The following is a 15,286-nucleotide window of genomic DNA, read 5'->3' as shown; positions in this document are numbered from 1 at the left end:
GTTAGCGTGGCTACATAGCTCAGCTGGTTAGAGCACAGCACTCATAATGCTGGGGTCGCAGGTTCGATTCCCGCTGTAGCCACCACTTAACTTTACCTGTGCATGCGGGGATGGCGGAATTGGTAGACGCACTGGATTTAGGTTCCAGCGCCGCGAGGTGTGAGAGTTCGAGTCTCTCTCTCCGCACCACTTTTACAGTGGTTGCACACAAGTTTTTGCAGGGGCGTAGCCAAGCGGTAAGGCAGCGGGTTTTGATCCCGCCATGCGTTGGTTCGAATCCAGCCGCCCCTGCCATTAATTCAGTGAACGTAGTTTTCGTAAAATCCTGCCAAACGACGATCACACAACAGTGTTTCAGTAGGGGCGTAGCCAAGCGGTAAGGCAGCGGGTTTTGATCCCGCCATGCGTTGGTTCGAATCCAGCCGCCCCTGCCATTAAACAGAAAAACCCAGCTTAGGCTGGGTTTTTGCTTTCTGGTTCGGCCTCACCTTTCCGGTTACAGCTTCTTTTATGCTCGCCGCAGCAACTCACAAATGCTCACGCATTTGCTCAAACACTCTGCGGCTGTGCTAAAAGAGTTCTCACCTGCTTATTCAGAACCCACCGCATAACGTGCTACTAAGGTTTTTAGCATAGTACTGCGCGCCGCCACACTTAATGCCAGCTGGCGCAATTTACGCAGCGGCGTAATATCATTTCCGAATACCTGATAAAAGCCATCCATCGCGCTCATCATTAATAAATTGGCTGGCTTACGTTTCCGCTGATAGCTACGTAGCAGTTGCTCACTGCCAATATCGTTGTTATGCCGTCTTGCATCGATAATCAGCTCTGTCAGCAGTTTAGCGTCAGCAAAGCCCAGATTAACACCCTGCCCCGCCAGCGGGTTAATGGTATGGGCGGCATCGCCGGCTAACGCTACACGGCCAGCGTAATAGCGATTAGCATCCATCCGCGCCAGCGGAAACCAACTGCTGTTAACAACCTCTACCGCACCTATTTGTGCCGGAAAAGCTTTAACAAGCTCCTGCGTTAACTGCGCCGGGCTAAGAGCCGCCAGCTGTTTTACCCTTGTGGCCTCGTCGTACCAGACTATTGAGCCCTGATTACCCGGCAATGGTAAAAAGGCTTTTGGTCCGGTTGGCGTAAATTGCTGCCAGGTCACATCTTGCTGTGGGTAAGGTGTATTAACTAATGCAACCAAACAAGCCTGGCGGTATTGCCAGCCATTAGTACCAATACCGGCCAGTTGACGCAGTTGTGAATTAGCGCCGTCGGCTGCAATCACCAGCTTACTTATTAGGGTTTCACCGCTATCGAGCAGCAAAGTCGCACTGTCGGCATTTTGCTGCAATGCGCTGACAGATGCCGGACAAAATAGTTGTACATTAGCGCCAAATTGCTGCCACAGCGCCAGCTGCAGCAAGTTGTTCTCGACAATATGGCCCAGGTGGCTGCGCTTAATATCCACCGCATTAAAGCTGACAATGCTGTGCGGTTGCTCAAACGCCTGCAAGCGCTGATAAGGGCAAAGCCGCATCTGCTCAAGCGCCTGCCAGGAGCCTAGTCGGGTTAGCCAGGCTTCGCTGGCAAGGTTAATAGATGACACCCGTAAATCCGGCGCGCTGCCAGCGTTAAACTCAGCCGGCGGCTGTTTTTCTATCAGGGCGACACGTATACCCGCCTGACTTAATGCCAGTGCAATAGCCGCGCCTACCATGCCGCCGCCTACAATGCTGATGTCGATATTATGCTCTGACGCTGTAGTAGTCATATATATTCTTCACACTCTGTATTAGCGGCATTGTACGCCAGAGCCGCGCAAAAACGAAAACTGCCGTTTATTACTGAACAGTGAAAGTAAAACGGCGTAGCCCCTGTCTTTGTTATTTCAAAATGGGATAACAAGGACACTTTATGAAACTTTATCTAAGTACAGCTATGGGTTTATTGTTCAGCATCAAACTTATGGCCGCTACCATAGCCTCTTCTCCTGAACAGGTAACACCGTTATTAAACGGTTTAACCATACCGGCAGTTAGCTTAACAACAGCTGATAATACCCCTGTACTCCTTAAAGACCTGGTAAAACAAAAACCCAGCGTCATTGTATTTTATCGTGGCGGCTGGTGCCCGTATTGCAATGCACAACTGTCTGCACTGCGCGATATCGAGCCCCAACTTAGCGCGCTGGGTTATCAGCTGATTGCAATAACGCCGGATAGCACGGCATCGATCAGCAAAAGTTTGCGTGATACCGGCGGCCAGCAACTGAGCTACACCTTGTTATCTGATGCCAACTTTAGCGCCAGCAGCGCCTTTGGCCTGGCCTATTATCTGGATGATAAAACTGCAACAGCTTATAAAGGTAAGCTCGGCAGCTTGATCACCACCGAAGCCGGCACTGAGAAAGTGGTGCTACCGGTACCGGCGGTGTATATCGTCAATACCCAGGGCGAAGCTTTGTTTAACTATGTACATATCAACTATAAAACCCGGCTGGAAGGCGAATTGCTGTTAAAAGCAGCCGAGTTAGCGTTGCAATAAACCACTCTTTTTTCAGCTCGTCTCTCATCTGTTCACCGCAGCGGACAAAGCCGTATTTTCCGCTGCTGTTTTTTTATTAAAAAGCGTTGACGCAACGCTAAAAATACGGCATTTTCGCGCCCTGTTTGGCAAGCGCCCTTAACTGATGCTAGCCTGTTGGTTTTACCTTCTGTCGGAGATAACTGATGCGTAATGTAACCGTTGCTGCAACTCAAATGATTGGCGGCTGGAATGTTGATGAAAACATCGAACGTGGCGAGCGTTTAGTACGTGATGCGGCAGCAAAAGGCGCGCAGATCATCCTGCTGCAAGAGCTGTTTGAGCGTAATTATTTCTGTCAGAAACAAAAACCTGACTATTTAGCCTTTGCTACCACAGTGGCAGAGAACAAAGCCGTTGCGCATTTTACTAAAATTGCCAAAGAGCTGAATGTAGTGCTACCAATCAGCATTTACGAGCGCGCCGGTAACTGCCTGTATAACAGCGTAGTGATTATTGATGCCGACGGCGAAAACCTCGGTACCTACCGCAAAAGCCATATTCCGGATGGCCCGGGCTACAGCGAGAAGTACTACTTCACACCGGGCGATACCGGTTTTAAAGTGTTTGCCACTAAGTATGCCAAAATCGGTGTGGGTATTTGCTGGGATCAGTGGTTCCCGGAATGTGCCCGCAGCATGGCCTTAATGGGTGCTGAGCTGCTGTTTTACCCTACAGCTATTGGCAGCGAGCCGCACGACCCAACGATCAGCTCACGCGATCACTGGCAACGCACGCAGCAAGGCCATGCCGCCGCAAACCTGATGCCGTTAATTGCCTCTAACCGTATTGGTACCGAAACCGAAGGCGATTACCACATTACCTTCTACGGCAGCTCTTTTATTGCCGACGAAACCGGTGCCAAGGTACAGGAAGCCAATGAAACCGATGAAGCTGTGCTGGTGCATACCTTCGATTTAGACGCCGTTGCCGCTACCCGCCGTGCATGGGGTATTTTCCGTGACCGCCGTATTGATATCTATGGCGCTGTTATGACCAAAGATGGCGAAACCAAACAACCTGTTAAACAAGGTGGTAACTAAGTGGCCTTTACAACCCTGAACAGCACACCACGCGCTGATGGTTTTAGCATGCCTGCCGAATGGGCAGCGCATAAGCAAACCTGGATGGTGTGGCCCGAGCGTACCGACAGTTGGCGTTTAGGTGCCAAACCGGCACAGCAGGCCTTTGTTGCGGTAATTAAAGCTATTGCCGGGTTTGAGCCGGTAACGGTAGGTGTATCAGCCAATCAATATGCGAATGCGTTAGTACAGTTGTCTGACGCTGGCACTAAGTTTCCGATTCGCGTAGTTGAGGTATCGAACAACGACGCCTGGTGTCGTGATACCGGGCCAACCTTTGTTACTAATGCTAAAGGCGAAGTACGCGGTATCGACTGGACTTTTAACGCCTGGGGCGGTTTAAACGGTGGTTTATACTTCCCGTGGGATAAAGATGATCAGGTTGCCAGCAAAGTGCTGGGCATAGAGCAGCTGCCGCGTTACCGCACTGAGGGTTTTGTGCTCGAAGGCGGCGCTATTCACGTTGATGGCGAAGGTACTCTGCTAACTACCGCAGAGTGCTTATTAAACAGCAACCGTAACCCGCATTTAAGCCGTGAGCAAATTGAACAGCAGATGCGCGATTATTTGGGCATCGACAAAGTATTGTGGTTAGAAGACGGTATCTTTAACGACGAAACCGATGGCCACATTGATAACATGGCCTGTTTTGTTAAACCAGGCGAAGTAGTACTGGCCTGGACTGACGATACAACCGATCCGCAGTATGCCCGCAGTAAAGCGGCGCTGGATTATTTAGAAGCAGCAACGGATGCCAAAGGCCGTAAAATAAAGGTGCATAAGCTGCCGGTACCAGCACCTATTATCGCCAAAGCCGAAGAATATGCCACGGTAGATGCAACCATGAGCGCCATTCCACGCGAGGCCAATGCCCGTTTGGCTGGCTCTTACATTAACTTCTATTTGTGTAACGGCGGTTTAATTCTGCCTACTTTTGATGATCCTAACGATAAAGTAGCCGCAGACATTCTGCAAAGCCTGTATCCGGCGCATAAAGTAGTAACAGTGCCCGGCCGCGAGATCTTGCTTGGCGGCGGTAATATTCACTGTATTACCCAGCAACAGCCATTAGCTTAAGCGAGCAATACCATGTCCAAAGCCTGCGCCTTACATATACTGGTTAAAACCAGAGAACAAGCAGACAAGTTAAAGCAACAACTGCAAAAAGGTGCAGACTTTGGCAAGCTGGCCAAGCAGCATTCGCTGTGTCCGTCGGGTAAAAAAGGCGGCGATTTAGGCGAGTTTCGCAAAGGCCAGATGGTAAAAGCCTTTGATGATGTCGTATTTAAAGGCCCGCTATTAGAAGTACAGGGGCCGGTAAAAACCCAGTTTGGTTTTCACCTGATTAAAACGCTGTATCGCAGCTAGGTTAACTACACAGAGCGCAGGATGGCTATGCGCAACTGACTATCTGATTAACAGCGCTGATACTGCCGTTTTGCCAGATCATCTCATAATGGCCGCACTGAACAATTTGCCTGACATACTGCGGGCTAAATAAGCCCCAACAAACAGCACCGCTGTTACGCACTGAATAATACTGTACACCGGCACTGCCCTGCTCGCGTAAATGGATCCCAAGCGCACGGGCCGCACTGTAATCCTCTTTCGCATAAACAGCGTGCTCTGGCGACAAGGCCGTTAGATCTGCCAGGCTAACATCGGCAAACTGACAACTTAACGCCCGAAACACAAAACGCTCATAGGCCAGCCCGGATACTTTAGCCCAGTAACGCCCCTGATGATAAGCCACTTCGCTAATAGCTGTTTGCACGCTGTCGGCCAGATATAACACACCAAAACGACCATCAGAAAAACGGCTGCCTGCCGGGTTTACATGAGTAAAAGGCGCTACCGCATAAGAACAGCCGGCAATGCCAAACGGGATCTCAGCGCGAGGCAGCAAACTTAAGTTACCTGCCTGCGCCTGTAACCTGGGGTTGGTTAATGCCTGCAGTGCAAATAGGGCTTCAAATTCATCGGCGTCGGCCACATCATCAAACACCGACTGCGGCGGATATTTTGAATTAATCAGCCGATAGCTTTGCTGCTGATGCAACTTAACCCGGGATAAATTATCCGGCCCTGCGCTAACCTTTATTACCACATGCCACCACGCAAGGCATCGATATGTTTAAAGGTTTCGTACAATGCAGCAAACTGACCGCTGCTGATAATATCCAGCGGACTGTTACCGTTAAAGTAAGGGTTATGGTTGGGCAGCGCCATAAAACCATACAGGTTTTGCGGGTTATCAAACAACAACCGTAAGCTGCTGTGAATATTTAGCAGGTAGCTTATGCGCTCTATCTGATCTTGCGTTAAGCTGGCGCAGTAAGGGTCATTACGGTATTTGTAATATGCCGCTTTGGAGATCTGTAAAATACGCTGGACCTGCTCTGGTGAGCATTGCCATTTATCCAGAATAGCAAATACCGCTTTAAGCCCTGTAGCAGCAACTTGCCGCTGGCTTTGTCTGTCGAGCTGTACCGCCTGCATAACAACCTCGTACCTGGCCAAATTGGTATCAATATAGACCATTAATGCAAATATGTCCATATGGAGACAGCTATACACCTAAAAAAGCAGACCCTATGGTCTGCTTCGTTTTATGCTTTACCTAAGGCCTTAGCGCGCAGCTTGGCTTTAAGCATACCTTTCTTTGCCGGCTTTTTCGGCCCATCACCGTGGCGTGCCTGTGCTTGCTCTGGTGAAACATAGGTAGGGTCGTGCTCGTAACCCGGCAGTATTTTAGCCGTAATCACCTGCTGAATAAGCCGCTCTATATCCTGCAGTGCTTTAATTTCTTCCGGTGTGATCAGTGTTAACGCCACACCACTGTTACCGGCACGGCCGGTGCGGCCGATACGGTGCACATAGTCTTCCGACACTTGCGGTAAATCGTAATTCACCACATAAGGTAGTTCGTTAATGTCCAGACCTCTGGCGGCGATATCAGTGGCAACCAGAATCCGCACGGCGCCGGCTTTAAAATCGGCCAGTGCTTTGGTGCGGGCGCCCTGGCTTTTATCACCATGAATGGCTGCGCTTTTTAAACCGTCTTTCGCCAGTTGCTTCGCCAGCCGGTCAGCACCGTGTTTGGTGCGGACAAACACCAACACCTGCGGCCAGTTATTTTTGCCAATCACATGCGATAACAGCTCACGTTTGCGGTGCTTATCTACCAGATAAGCCAGCTGCTCTACACGCTCGGCGGTGGCATTGGTTGCGGCAACTTCTATCAGTTGCGGGCTGTTTAACAGCTCATCAGCCAGCTGTTTTATCTCATTGGAATAGGTAGCAGAGAACAGCAGCGTTTGCCGTTTGGCCGGCAGCTTGGCCATAATACGCTTAATATCAACAATAAAGCCCATGTCCAGCATGCGGTCAGCTTCGTCCAGCACCAGTACTTCCAGCGCGGATAAATCAAGCGTTTTCTGATGCAGGTGATCAATAAGGCGGCCTGGGGTGGCAACCAGTATATCCAGCCCCTGCTCTGCCTCATCATACTGCGGCCGAATAGATACACCGCCATAAAACACCGCTGAGCGTGTATCCAGGTACTGGCTATATTTACGTACATTGTCATACACTTGCTGGGCCAGTTCACGGGTTGGCGTTAACACTAATACCCGCACCTGATTTGGCGCTACGACCTTAGGCGCATTGAGCATTTGCTGTAGTAACGGTAAAGTGAAAGCCGCAGTTTTACCTGTACCTGTCTGCGCACCAGCCAGCACATCTTTACCGGCCAGAATCACCGGTATACTTTGCAGTTGCACCGGCGTAGCAGCAGCATAGCCTTGCTCTGTCAGCACGCGTAAAATAGGCGCGGCCAACGCGAGAGATTGAAATGACATTAAAATTCCTGTTTTGCCAAGCATTATCTGCGCCTGCTACTGTGTTAGCACAGTACACCGCGCGATATAAAAGACGCATTATAACAGAACAGCAACCCGCAAAGTTAGCGCTGTGAACAACTGGTATTTGTATATGGTGCAAACCAGCAATGGCTTGCTTTACACCGGTATCAGCACGGATCCGCAGCGCCGTTTGCGCCAGCACAGTGGTGAGCTGGCCGGCGGTGCTAAAGCGCTACGCGGTAAAGGGCCGTTAACGCTGGTGTATCAGCAGCCAGTGGCGAATAAAAGTGCTGCGGCCAAAGCCGAGTATCAACTTAAACAACTCCCCAGAAGTGCAAAGCTGGCGCTTGCCGCCAGCTATAACCCAAGTGAGATTTAATGGACAACTTTCTGCTTATCCTGGCTTATCTGTGCATCGGCGTTATGTTGCGCCGTTTACCTGCCATGCCACAAAACAGCGGTATTGCGCTGAATATGTACGTGCTTTATGTCGCACTGCCTGCGCTGATCCTGAAAAACGTACCGCAGTTACAATTTTCTGCTGCATTACTTATTCCGGCCGTTACCCCCTGGCTGTTGCTGCTGGCAGTAGTGGCAACAGTATTGCTGCTCAGTAAAGTGTTGCACTGGCCACGTGAGGTGACCGGCGCCTTGTTAATCGTGCTACCGCTGGGCAATACCTCGTTTTTAGGCTTTCCGATGACAGAGGCATTATTTGGCAGCGACGCTATGCCTTATGCCGTGGTGTACGATCAGTTGGGGTCATTTATTGCGCTGGCAAGTTATGTCACGGTTATTGCTGCGCTGTACAGCCCAACTGCAGCCAAACCTACTGTTAAAGGTATCATTGTTAAAATTATTACCTTTCCGTCTTTTATCGCCTTGGCACTGGGTTTACTGCTGCGCGGTACTGAATATCCGCCCTTTGCCACGCAATTAATTGATAATCTGGCGGCAACTCTGGTTCCCGTGGTAATGGTGGCAGTAGGCTTTGCCCTGACTATCAAGTTTAGTAAAAGCGAAATATCGCCGCTTATTTGTGCGCTGCTGATTAAACTTGCACTAATGCCAGCGCTGGTGGCTGCGCTGTGGTTTAGTGTCGGCCAACGCGGCACTGCGGTGGATGTCAGTATTTTTCAGGCGGCAATGCCACCGATGATCTCCGCCGGTGCTATTGCCATTATGGCGGGGCTGGCGCCGCGTCTGGTTAGCGGCATTATCGGTATTGGTATATTGCTGGGTTTGGTTAGCCTACCGGTAGTGTTCTGGTTGTTGCATTAATCGTCTTCAGCCTGCTCTGTTGCCGGTTTTAACCGGCCGGCTTTTTTCAGTGCATCGTTAAGTAAAAACTCAATCTGGCCATTAACACTGCGAAACTCATCATCTGCCCAGCGCTGCAAAGCGCTGAGCATTTTTTCGTCAATCCGTAAGGCAAAGGCTTTTTTAGCCACAACAACCCCTATTGATACAGGCTACCGGTATTAATTACCGGCTGCACATGATGATCACCACACAATACCACCAGCAAATTGCTAACCATCGCGGCTTTGCGCTCATCGTCCAGTTGCACGACGTTACGCTCAGATAACCGCTGTAGTGCTGTTTCTACCATGCCCACGGCACCTTCAACAATTTGTTGACGTGCAGCCACTATTGCCGCGGCCTGCTGGCGCTGTAACATAGCGCTGGCAATTTCCGGCGCATAGGCCAAATGGCTAATGCGGGCTTCCAGCACCTGCACACCGGCTTTATTTAACCGGGCCTGAATTTCGCTTTTAAGCAACTCTGTTACTTCATCTGTGCTGCTGCGCAGGCTGATAGCCTCATCATTGCCGGCATCATAAGCATAACTGGAAGCTAGATGGCGGATAGCAGATTCACTTTGAATGCTGACAAAGTTCTCGTAATTGTCTACTTCAAATACCGCTTCAGCACTGTCCACTACTTTCCATACTACTACAGCAGCAATTTCCACCGGGTTACCGGCATTATCATTTACCTTCATTTTGCTGCTTTCAAAGTTACGTACCCGCAGCGATACTTTTTGTTTGCTGTACAAAGGGTTAGACCAGCGCAAACCATTATTCAGATCGGTACCGACATAACGGCCAAACAACTGCAGCACTGCCGACTGGTTCGGATGCACCATATAAAAACCAAACCAACAGATAAACACCACTATTGCCAGCAATAAAGCTATAACTTTCACCGCCCCCGGCAACATCACTACCCCTGCTAATGTCAGTAACTGCGCCAGTAGCAAAACCCCAATCATGCCAAAACCGCCTTTACTGTTAATCATGCGTTCCTGCAACATAACCAGCCCTCTTAAATTGATATTATTTTGATATCAATTTAGCGCAACTGCAGAAAAATGCAACTGTTTAATATTATGCAACCACACCTTACAGAGTAATGGGCGGCAACGCGCTTTTCTGCTAAGGTAAAACAACAACTTACTTAGCTGAATAACTTATATGACCGAAAAGCTTTTAGTCTGGTGGCAACATGTTGTTACTCAGCTGCAGCAAGCAGAACTGTGGTATCAGCTACCTGCAATAGCGTGCTGTATCGTGCTGGCAGCGGTTATTAACCGCCTGGTGGGCAGGTTCCTGATTGACAGCGGTGGGGAGGGCTTACGCCATGTTGCTCTGCGCAGCTCGCACCGCATCTTACTGCCCTTTAGCCTGGCAGCCTTACTGGCTATTTGTAGCGCTCTATTCAGCTTATATCAGCTGAGTCATAACCTGTTGCAGCTCCTTATCCCTGTTGCTCTTGCACTTGGCATGATCCGGCTGTTGCTGTATGGGCTGCGTAAAGTCTTTTCGGACGGCCCACTGATGAAATCCATTGAGCCGGCAGTAGCAGTGATGATCTGGCTGTTGGTAGTGTTGCATTTGGCCGGTTGGTTAACGCCCTTACTCGATTTGATGGACTCGCAGGCTTTTACGCTGGGCGACAGCAGAGTTTCATTACTGAGTGTTGTAAAACTAATCTTGGTGATTATTCTGGCGTTTACCCTGGCGCTCTGGCTGGCTGAACTGTTAAACCAGCAAATGAAAAAAGCCCAGTATATCAGCCCCAGTATGCAGGTGGGGTTTAGCAAGTTTAGTAAATTTCTGCTTATTACCATCGCGTTTTTAATTGCGCTAAATGCCGTGGGCATTAACCTTAGCTCGCTGGCGGTGTTTGGTGGCGCACTGGGTGTTGGTCTGGGTTTTGGTTTACAACGCATTGCATCGAATTTTATCAGCGGTTTTATTTTGGTGCTTGATCGCAGCATTAAACCCGGCGACGTTATTTCAGTGGGCCAGAACTTTGGCTGGGTGCACGAACTTAAAGCCCGTTATGTAGTGGTGCGTAACCGTGAAGGGGTAGATACGCTGATCCCAAACGAAAACCTGATCACATCAGAGGTGATTAACTGGAGTTATGAAGACCGTAATGTACGGGTAAAAATGATGGTGCAGGTAAGCTACGCAGATGACCCGGAGCAAGCCATGGCGCTGATGTTGCTGTGCGCCAAAAAATCAAAACGGGTGCTGGATACGCCAGAACCAACAGTAATGTTAAAGAACTTTGCCGACAATGGTATTGAACTGGAACTACGGGTGTGGATAGCCGATCCGGAATATGGCGCTGACACGGTAAAATCCGATATCAACGTTGCCATATGGCGCGCTTTTAAGCAGGAGGGTATTACCATACCTTACCCGCAGCGCGACTTACATATTAAATCGGGCCAGTTACCGCCCACTACTGAGCTATAACACCATATAGCGCCTGTTATTACTGACAGGCGCTTACAACTGTGACCGCTTTACGCCTCGCCTATCATTCTGCGCAGCACATAATGCAAAATACCACCATGCTGGTAATAGGCCAGCTCGTTGCCGGTATCAATACGGCAGATAACGTCTAGCTCCTGCTTGGCGCCATCAGCGTAAGTAATAATCAGCTCCAGCTTTTGCCGTGGTTTCAGAGTGTTTACACCACGCAGCGTAAAGCTTTCTTCGCCGGTTAATTGCAGGGTTTTACGATCGGTTCCCGATGGAAACTGCAGCGGCAGCACGCCCATACCAATTAAGTTAGAGCGGTGAATACGTTCAAACGATTCTGCCAATACCGCCCGTACCCCCAGCATCAGCGTGCCTTTAGCGGCCCAGTCACGCGATGAACCTGTGCCGTACTCTTTACCGGCCACCACTATCAATGGCAGTTCTTGCTGCTGATAACGCATGGCGGCATCGAAAATCGGCATGGTTTCGCCCGACGGATAATGCCGGGTTACACCACCTTCAGTGCCGGGCAGCATTTCGTTACGAATGCGCACATTGGCGAAGGTGCCACGCACCATAACTTCATGATTACCGCGGCGTGAACCGTAAGAGTTAAAGTCAGCTTTATCAATACCATGATCGAGCAAATACTGGCCGGCAGGGCTACTTTGTTTAATTGAACCTGCCGGTGAAATATGATCGGTCGTCACCGAATCACCCAGCACAGCTAACAACCGGGCATTGACAATATCGGCTATCGGTTTAGGCTGGCGCGTCATACCACGGAAAAAGTCGGGTTGGCGGATATAGGTCGACTCCGGCCAGGTATAAGTTTTTGCCTGCGATACATCAATAGCGCGCCAGCTGTCGTCACCATCAAACACCTGGGCATATTCTTTACTGAACATGCTGCTATTTACCTGCGCTACCGCAGCGGCAACATCTTTGCTATCGGGCCAGATATCTTTTAAATACACTTCTTTGCCATCTTCCCCCTGCCCCAGCGACTGAGTACTTAAATCAATATTGATTGTGCCGGCCAGTGCAAAAGCCACCACCAATGGCGGTGAAGCCAGCCAATTTGATTTAATTAACGGGTGTATACGGCCTTCAAAATTGCGGTTGCCCGACAATACCGCCGACACATTTAAATCGGCACTGCTAATGGCATTTTCTATCGGTTTTGCCAGCGGGCCGGAGTTGCCAATACAGGTAGTGCAACCATACCCCACCAGATTAAAACCCAGTTGCTCAAGCGGTTGCATTAAGCCGGCCTGCTGCAGATAGCGGGTAACCACTTTAGAGCCAGGCGCCAGTGACGTTTTTACCCAGGGTTTACGCCTAAGCCCTTTAGCAACCGCATTTTGGGCCAGTAAGCCCGCAGCCATTAGCACACTTGGGTTTGATGTGTTGGTACAAGACGTAATAGCCGCAATAACCACAGCATGATTGTCCAGCTGCATGCGCTGGCCATCCAGCTCAAAGATGCGATCCGGTTGTTTTACCTCTGTTTGTGCTGCGCCTTCATTTACCATTTCAGCGTCGCGCTCTTTACTTACGGTTGGCTCAAGTGCCAGCGCATTATCACAGTGTTGTTTTAACCCGGTAAGTGTCACTTTATCCTGTGGTCTTTTCGGCCCGGCCAGTGACGCTACAACTGTACTTAAATCCAGATGCAGCGTATCGGTAAATATTGGCGTAGCCCCTTTTTGCCGCCACAAGCCCTGCGTCTGGCTATACGCTTTAACTCTGGCAATAACCGTGTCGTCACGGCCGGTAAGTTGCAAATAGTCCAGCGTTACCTGATCAACCGGAAAAAAGCCGCAGGTTGCACCATATTCCGGTGCCATATTGGCAATAGTGGCACGATCGGCCAGTGCTAACTGATCCAGGCCATCACCGAAAAACTCGACAAATTTGCCCACCACACCATGCTTACGCAGCATTTGTGTAACGGTAAGCACTAAATCGGTTGCCGTAATACCGGCATTTAACTTGCCGGTAAATTCAAAACCCACCACTTCAGGGATAATCATCGACACCGGCTGGCCCAGCATGGCCGCTTCAGCTTCAATACCACCAACACCCCAGCCCAGAATACCCAAAGCATTAATCATAGTGGTGTGGGAGTCGGTGCCCACCAGCGTATCAGGGTAAGCTAACTGGCCGTCAGCAGTTTGCTCTGCCCAGACTGTCTGGCCCAGATATTCCAGGTTTACCTGATGGCAAATACCGGTACCCGGCGGCACCACACGGAAATTGGCAAAAGCTTTGGCACCCCAGCGTAAAAAGGCGTAACGTTCGTAATTACGCTGCATTTCAATATCGACATTCTGCGTAAAGGCTTGCTCTGTAGCGTAGCGGTCTACCATTACCGAGTGATCAATTACCAAATCCACCGGCGATAACGGGTTTACTTTATCCGGGTCTTCACCCAGCGCCGCAACTGCGGCACGCATGGCGGCTAAATCGACAACCGCCGGCACGCCGGTAAAATCCTGCATTAGCACCCGCGCCGGGCGAAAAGCAATTTCGCGCTCAGAGGTGCCGGTTTTTTGCCAGTCGACCAATGCCTGAATATCAGCATCGGTTACGGTATCGCCATCAAGGTTACGTAACAGATTCTCCAGCAATACCTTAAGCGAAAACGGTAAGCGGCTGATATCACCAAACTGGGTTGCGGCCTTTTTCAGACTGAAAATACGGTACTGCTGCTTATCTACCGTAAGTTCGTCGGCGTAGGGGTTAGCTGTAGTCATAACATACCTCGTGCTGATTACTGTTAACTAAGTGTAGCTCATCAGCATTACAGTACGAGGGTGAAACGGTGAGCGGGGTAGCAGAAGAGATGCAACCTCTAATTAGCTGTCAAAAATCCGCAAATTATTGTTCCGATACAACATATAACATAGGGCATAAAGTGATACAGTGAATTGCTGTGATTTCCGTTTAGATTTTGGCAGATATTATTTATGACTTTCTTAATACAACCATGCCGCCAGCCCGCTCTAATCTGTTTTGTTATTGCTGTCTTTTTGCTGCAGTTCACGGCCACTGCTAATGCCCAGTGGCAACAAAAATCGTTTCAGACGCTGGGGACTCAGGCATATATTGAGCTCTGGACAGAAGACAGCAAACAAGCTGAGCAACTTATCAATGACGTACAGGCTGAGTTTGAACGGATCAACCAGCTGATGAGCCCTTACATTGCCAGTAGCGAACTCAGCCTGTTAAACCGCGAAGCAGCGAAAAAGCCGGTGCAGGTATCCGCTGAGATGTATCAGTTATTACAACGCGCCAGGCAGATTTCACAGCAAAGCAACGGTGCTTTTGATATTACCTTTGCTTCAGTCGGCTTTTACTATGACTACCGTAACCATAAAAAACCTGACGAAACGGTACGGCAAACTGCCAGGCAATATGTTAATTATCAGAGCGTTGAACTACTAAAAAACAACACTGTCCGCTTTGCCCAGCCAGGTGTCAAAATTGATCTGGGCGGTATTGCCAAAGGTTATGCCGTTGAGCGCAGTATTGCTTTACTGGCACAGCATGGCATCAGCAACGCGCTGCTTACAGCCGGCGGTGATACCCGCCTGTTGGGTGATAAAAGAGGTAAGCCCTGGCTGGTAGCCATTAAACACCCGCGCCAGGATGACAAATACGCTGCCCAGTTACCGCTGGAAAATAGTGCCATCAGCACCTCAGGCGATTATGAGCGTTACTTTATTGAAGATGGTGTACGTTACCATCATATTCTGGACCCTAAAACAGGCCAAAGTGCTACCGGATTGCTTAGCGTTACCGTAACTGGCGCCGACACCACGCAAACCGATGCATTATCTACTACTTTATTTGTATTGGGATTAAAGCAGGGCATGGCATTGATTGAACAAATTGATGGTTATGATGCAATATTTATTACCGCAGAGCGGCAAATGCATTTTTCCAGCGGCCTGAGCCAGCCCTGAGCAAC

The 15,286-nt window shown here is 49.7% G+C and carries 15 protein-coding genes and 4 tRNA genes; 12 read left to right on the top strand and 7 right to left on the bottom strand.

The genetic code is table 11. The annotated features are described in order from the left end of the window. Positions 1-8: 8 nt before the first annotated feature. The 4 genes from BLW68_RS16510 to BLW68_RS16495 all read left to right on the top strand — a co-directional run bounded on the left by BLW68_RS16510 (position 9) and on the right by BLW68_RS16495 (position 434). A tRNA-Met gene (locus BLW68_RS16510) sits at positions 9-85 on the top strand. Between the two features lie 19 nt (positions 86-104). After that, a tRNA-Leu gene (locus BLW68_RS16505) sits at positions 105-189 on the top strand. A gap of 30 nt (positions 190-219) precedes the next feature. Next, positions 220-294: transfer RNA gene (locus BLW68_RS16500), tRNA-Gln, on the top strand. 65 nt (positions 295-359) lie between these two features. Then, positions 360-434, top strand: a tRNA-Gln gene (locus BLW68_RS16495). Between the two features lie 155 nt (positions 435-589). Here the strand turns inward: BLW68_RS16495 and BLW68_RS16490 are convergent. Then, positions 590-1,774, bottom strand: a complete 1,185-nt coding sequence (locus BLW68_RS16490) for an FAD-dependent oxidoreductase (protein WP_092795702.1) — start codon at positions 1,772-1,774, stop codon at positions 590-592. Positions 1,775-1,917: 143 nt separating this feature from the next. Here BLW68_RS16490 and BLW68_RS16485 point away from each other — a divergent pair, with 143 nt between their 5' ends. From BLW68_RS16485 to ppiC, 4 genes are all read left to right on the top strand, one after another. Next, positions 1,918-2,547, top strand: a complete 630-nt coding sequence (locus tag BLW68_RS16485; RefSeq protein ID WP_092795700.1) for a peroxiredoxin-like family protein — start codon at positions 1,918-1,920, stop codon at positions 2,545-2,547. A 185-nt stretch (positions 2,548-2,732) separates the two neighbouring features. Continuing rightward, positions 2,733-3,629 (top strand): N-carbamoylputrescine amidase, encoded by an 897-nt coding sequence (gene aguB / locus BLW68_RS16480; RefSeq protein ID WP_092795698.1) that lies wholly within the window; start codon positions 2,733-2,735, stop codon positions 3,627-3,629. Beyond that, a complete protein-coding gene (aguA, locus tag BLW68_RS16475) occupies positions 3,630-4,745 on the top strand; it encodes an agmatine deiminase (RefSeq protein ID WP_092795696.1) in 1,116 nt (371 codons plus the stop codon). Positions 4,746-4,757: 12 nt separating this feature from the next. Then, positions 4,758-5,036, top strand: coding sequence for a peptidylprolyl isomerase PpiC (gene ppiC, locus BLW68_RS16470; protein WP_092795694.1), 279 nt, complete (start codon positions 4,758-4,760; stop codon positions 5,034-5,036). Positions 5,037-5,061: 25 nt separating this feature from the next. Here ppiC and BLW68_RS16465 read toward each other — a convergent pair whose 3' ends face one another. The 3 genes from BLW68_RS16465 to BLW68_RS16455 are packed head-to-tail and all read right to left on the bottom strand — an operon-like array spanning position 5,062 to position 7,528. Beyond that, a complete protein-coding gene (locus BLW68_RS16465) occupies positions 5,062-5,775 on the bottom strand; it encodes an RES family NAD+ phosphorylase (protein ID WP_218141396.1) in 714 nt (237 codons plus the stop codon). After that, on the bottom strand, positions 5,769-6,227 hold the full coding sequence (locus tag BLW68_RS16460) for an MbcA/ParS/Xre antitoxin family protein (protein ID WP_245728375.1): 459 nt from the start codon (positions 6,225-6,227) through the stop codon (positions 5,769-5,771). The genes BLW68_RS16465 and BLW68_RS16460 overlap by 7 nt, the downstream gene beginning before the upstream one ends. 50 nt (positions 6,228-6,277) lie before the next feature. Beyond that, complete coding sequence (locus BLW68_RS16455; protein WP_092795790.1) at positions 6,278-7,528, bottom strand: DEAD/DEAH box helicase; 1,251 nt, start codon at positions 7,526-7,528, stop codon at positions 6,278-6,280. Positions 7,529-7,640: 112 nt separating this feature from the next. On the opposite strand from BLW68_RS16455, the gene BLW68_RS16450 reads away from it, so the two are divergent. Together BLW68_RS16450 and BLW68_RS16445 are read left to right on the top strand one after the other, a co-directional pair. After that, entirely contained in the window at positions 7,641-7,910 is a 270-nt protein-coding gene (locus tag BLW68_RS16450) for a GIY-YIG nuclease family protein (RefSeq protein WP_245728374.1), read from the top strand. Then, positions 7,910-8,812, top strand: coding sequence for an AEC family transporter (locus BLW68_RS16445; RefSeq protein WP_092795692.1), 903 nt, complete (start codon positions 7,910-7,912; stop codon positions 8,810-8,812). Before BLW68_RS16450 ends, BLW68_RS16445 begins: the two co-directional genes overlap by 1 nt. Here the strand turns inward: BLW68_RS16445 and BLW68_RS16440 are convergent. Then, positions 8,809-8,982 carry a type II toxin-antitoxin system antitoxin gene (locus tag BLW68_RS16440; RefSeq protein WP_092795691.1) on the bottom strand — a complete coding sequence of 58 codons (174 nt, stop codon included), beginning with the start codon at positions 8,980-8,982 and terminating at the stop codon, positions 8,809-8,811. The two genes, BLW68_RS16445 and BLW68_RS16440, sit on opposite strands and share 4 nt — an antisense overlap. Positions 8,983-8,990: 8 nt before the next feature. Further along, positions 8,991-9,848, bottom strand: coding sequence for an SPFH domain-containing protein (locus BLW68_RS16435; RefSeq protein WP_092795689.1), 858 nt, complete (start codon positions 9,846-9,848; stop codon positions 8,991-8,993). Between the two features lie 160 nt (positions 9,849-10,008). On the opposite strand from BLW68_RS16435, the gene BLW68_RS16430 reads away from it, so the two are divergent. Beyond that, the gene (locus BLW68_RS16430; protein WP_092795687.1) at positions 10,009-11,301 is read left to right on the top strand and encodes a mechanosensitive ion channel family protein; all 1,293 of its coding nucleotides are present in this window, start codon (positions 10,009-10,011) and stop codon (positions 11,299-11,301) included. Positions 11,302-11,351: 50 nt separating this feature from the next. Here the strand turns inward: BLW68_RS16430 and acnA are convergent, their stop codons facing one another. After that, entirely contained in the window at positions 11,352-14,069 is a 2,718-nt protein-coding gene (gene acnA, locus BLW68_RS16425) for an aconitate hydratase AcnA (RefSeq protein ID WP_092795685.1), read from the bottom strand. A 276-nt stretch (positions 14,070-14,345) separates the two neighbouring features. On the opposite strand from acnA, the gene BLW68_RS16420 reads away from it, so the two are divergent. Further along, the gene (locus BLW68_RS16420) at positions 14,346-15,281 is read left to right on the top strand and encodes an FAD:protein FMN transferase (protein ID WP_245728373.1); all 936 of its coding nucleotides are present in this window, start codon (positions 14,346-14,348) and stop codon (positions 15,279-15,281) included. The last annotated feature ends 5 nt before the right edge of the window (positions 15,282-15,286 follow it).

Origin of the sequence: Rheinheimera pacifica, from assembly GCF_900108485.1 — a bacterium.
GTDB lineage: Bacteria > Pseudomonadota > Gammaproteobacteria > Enterobacterales > Alteromonadaceae > Alishewanella > Alishewanella pacifica.
The sequence above is the reverse complement of the archived record's forward strand: the minus strand, read 5'-3'. Positions and strand labels throughout refer to the sequence as shown.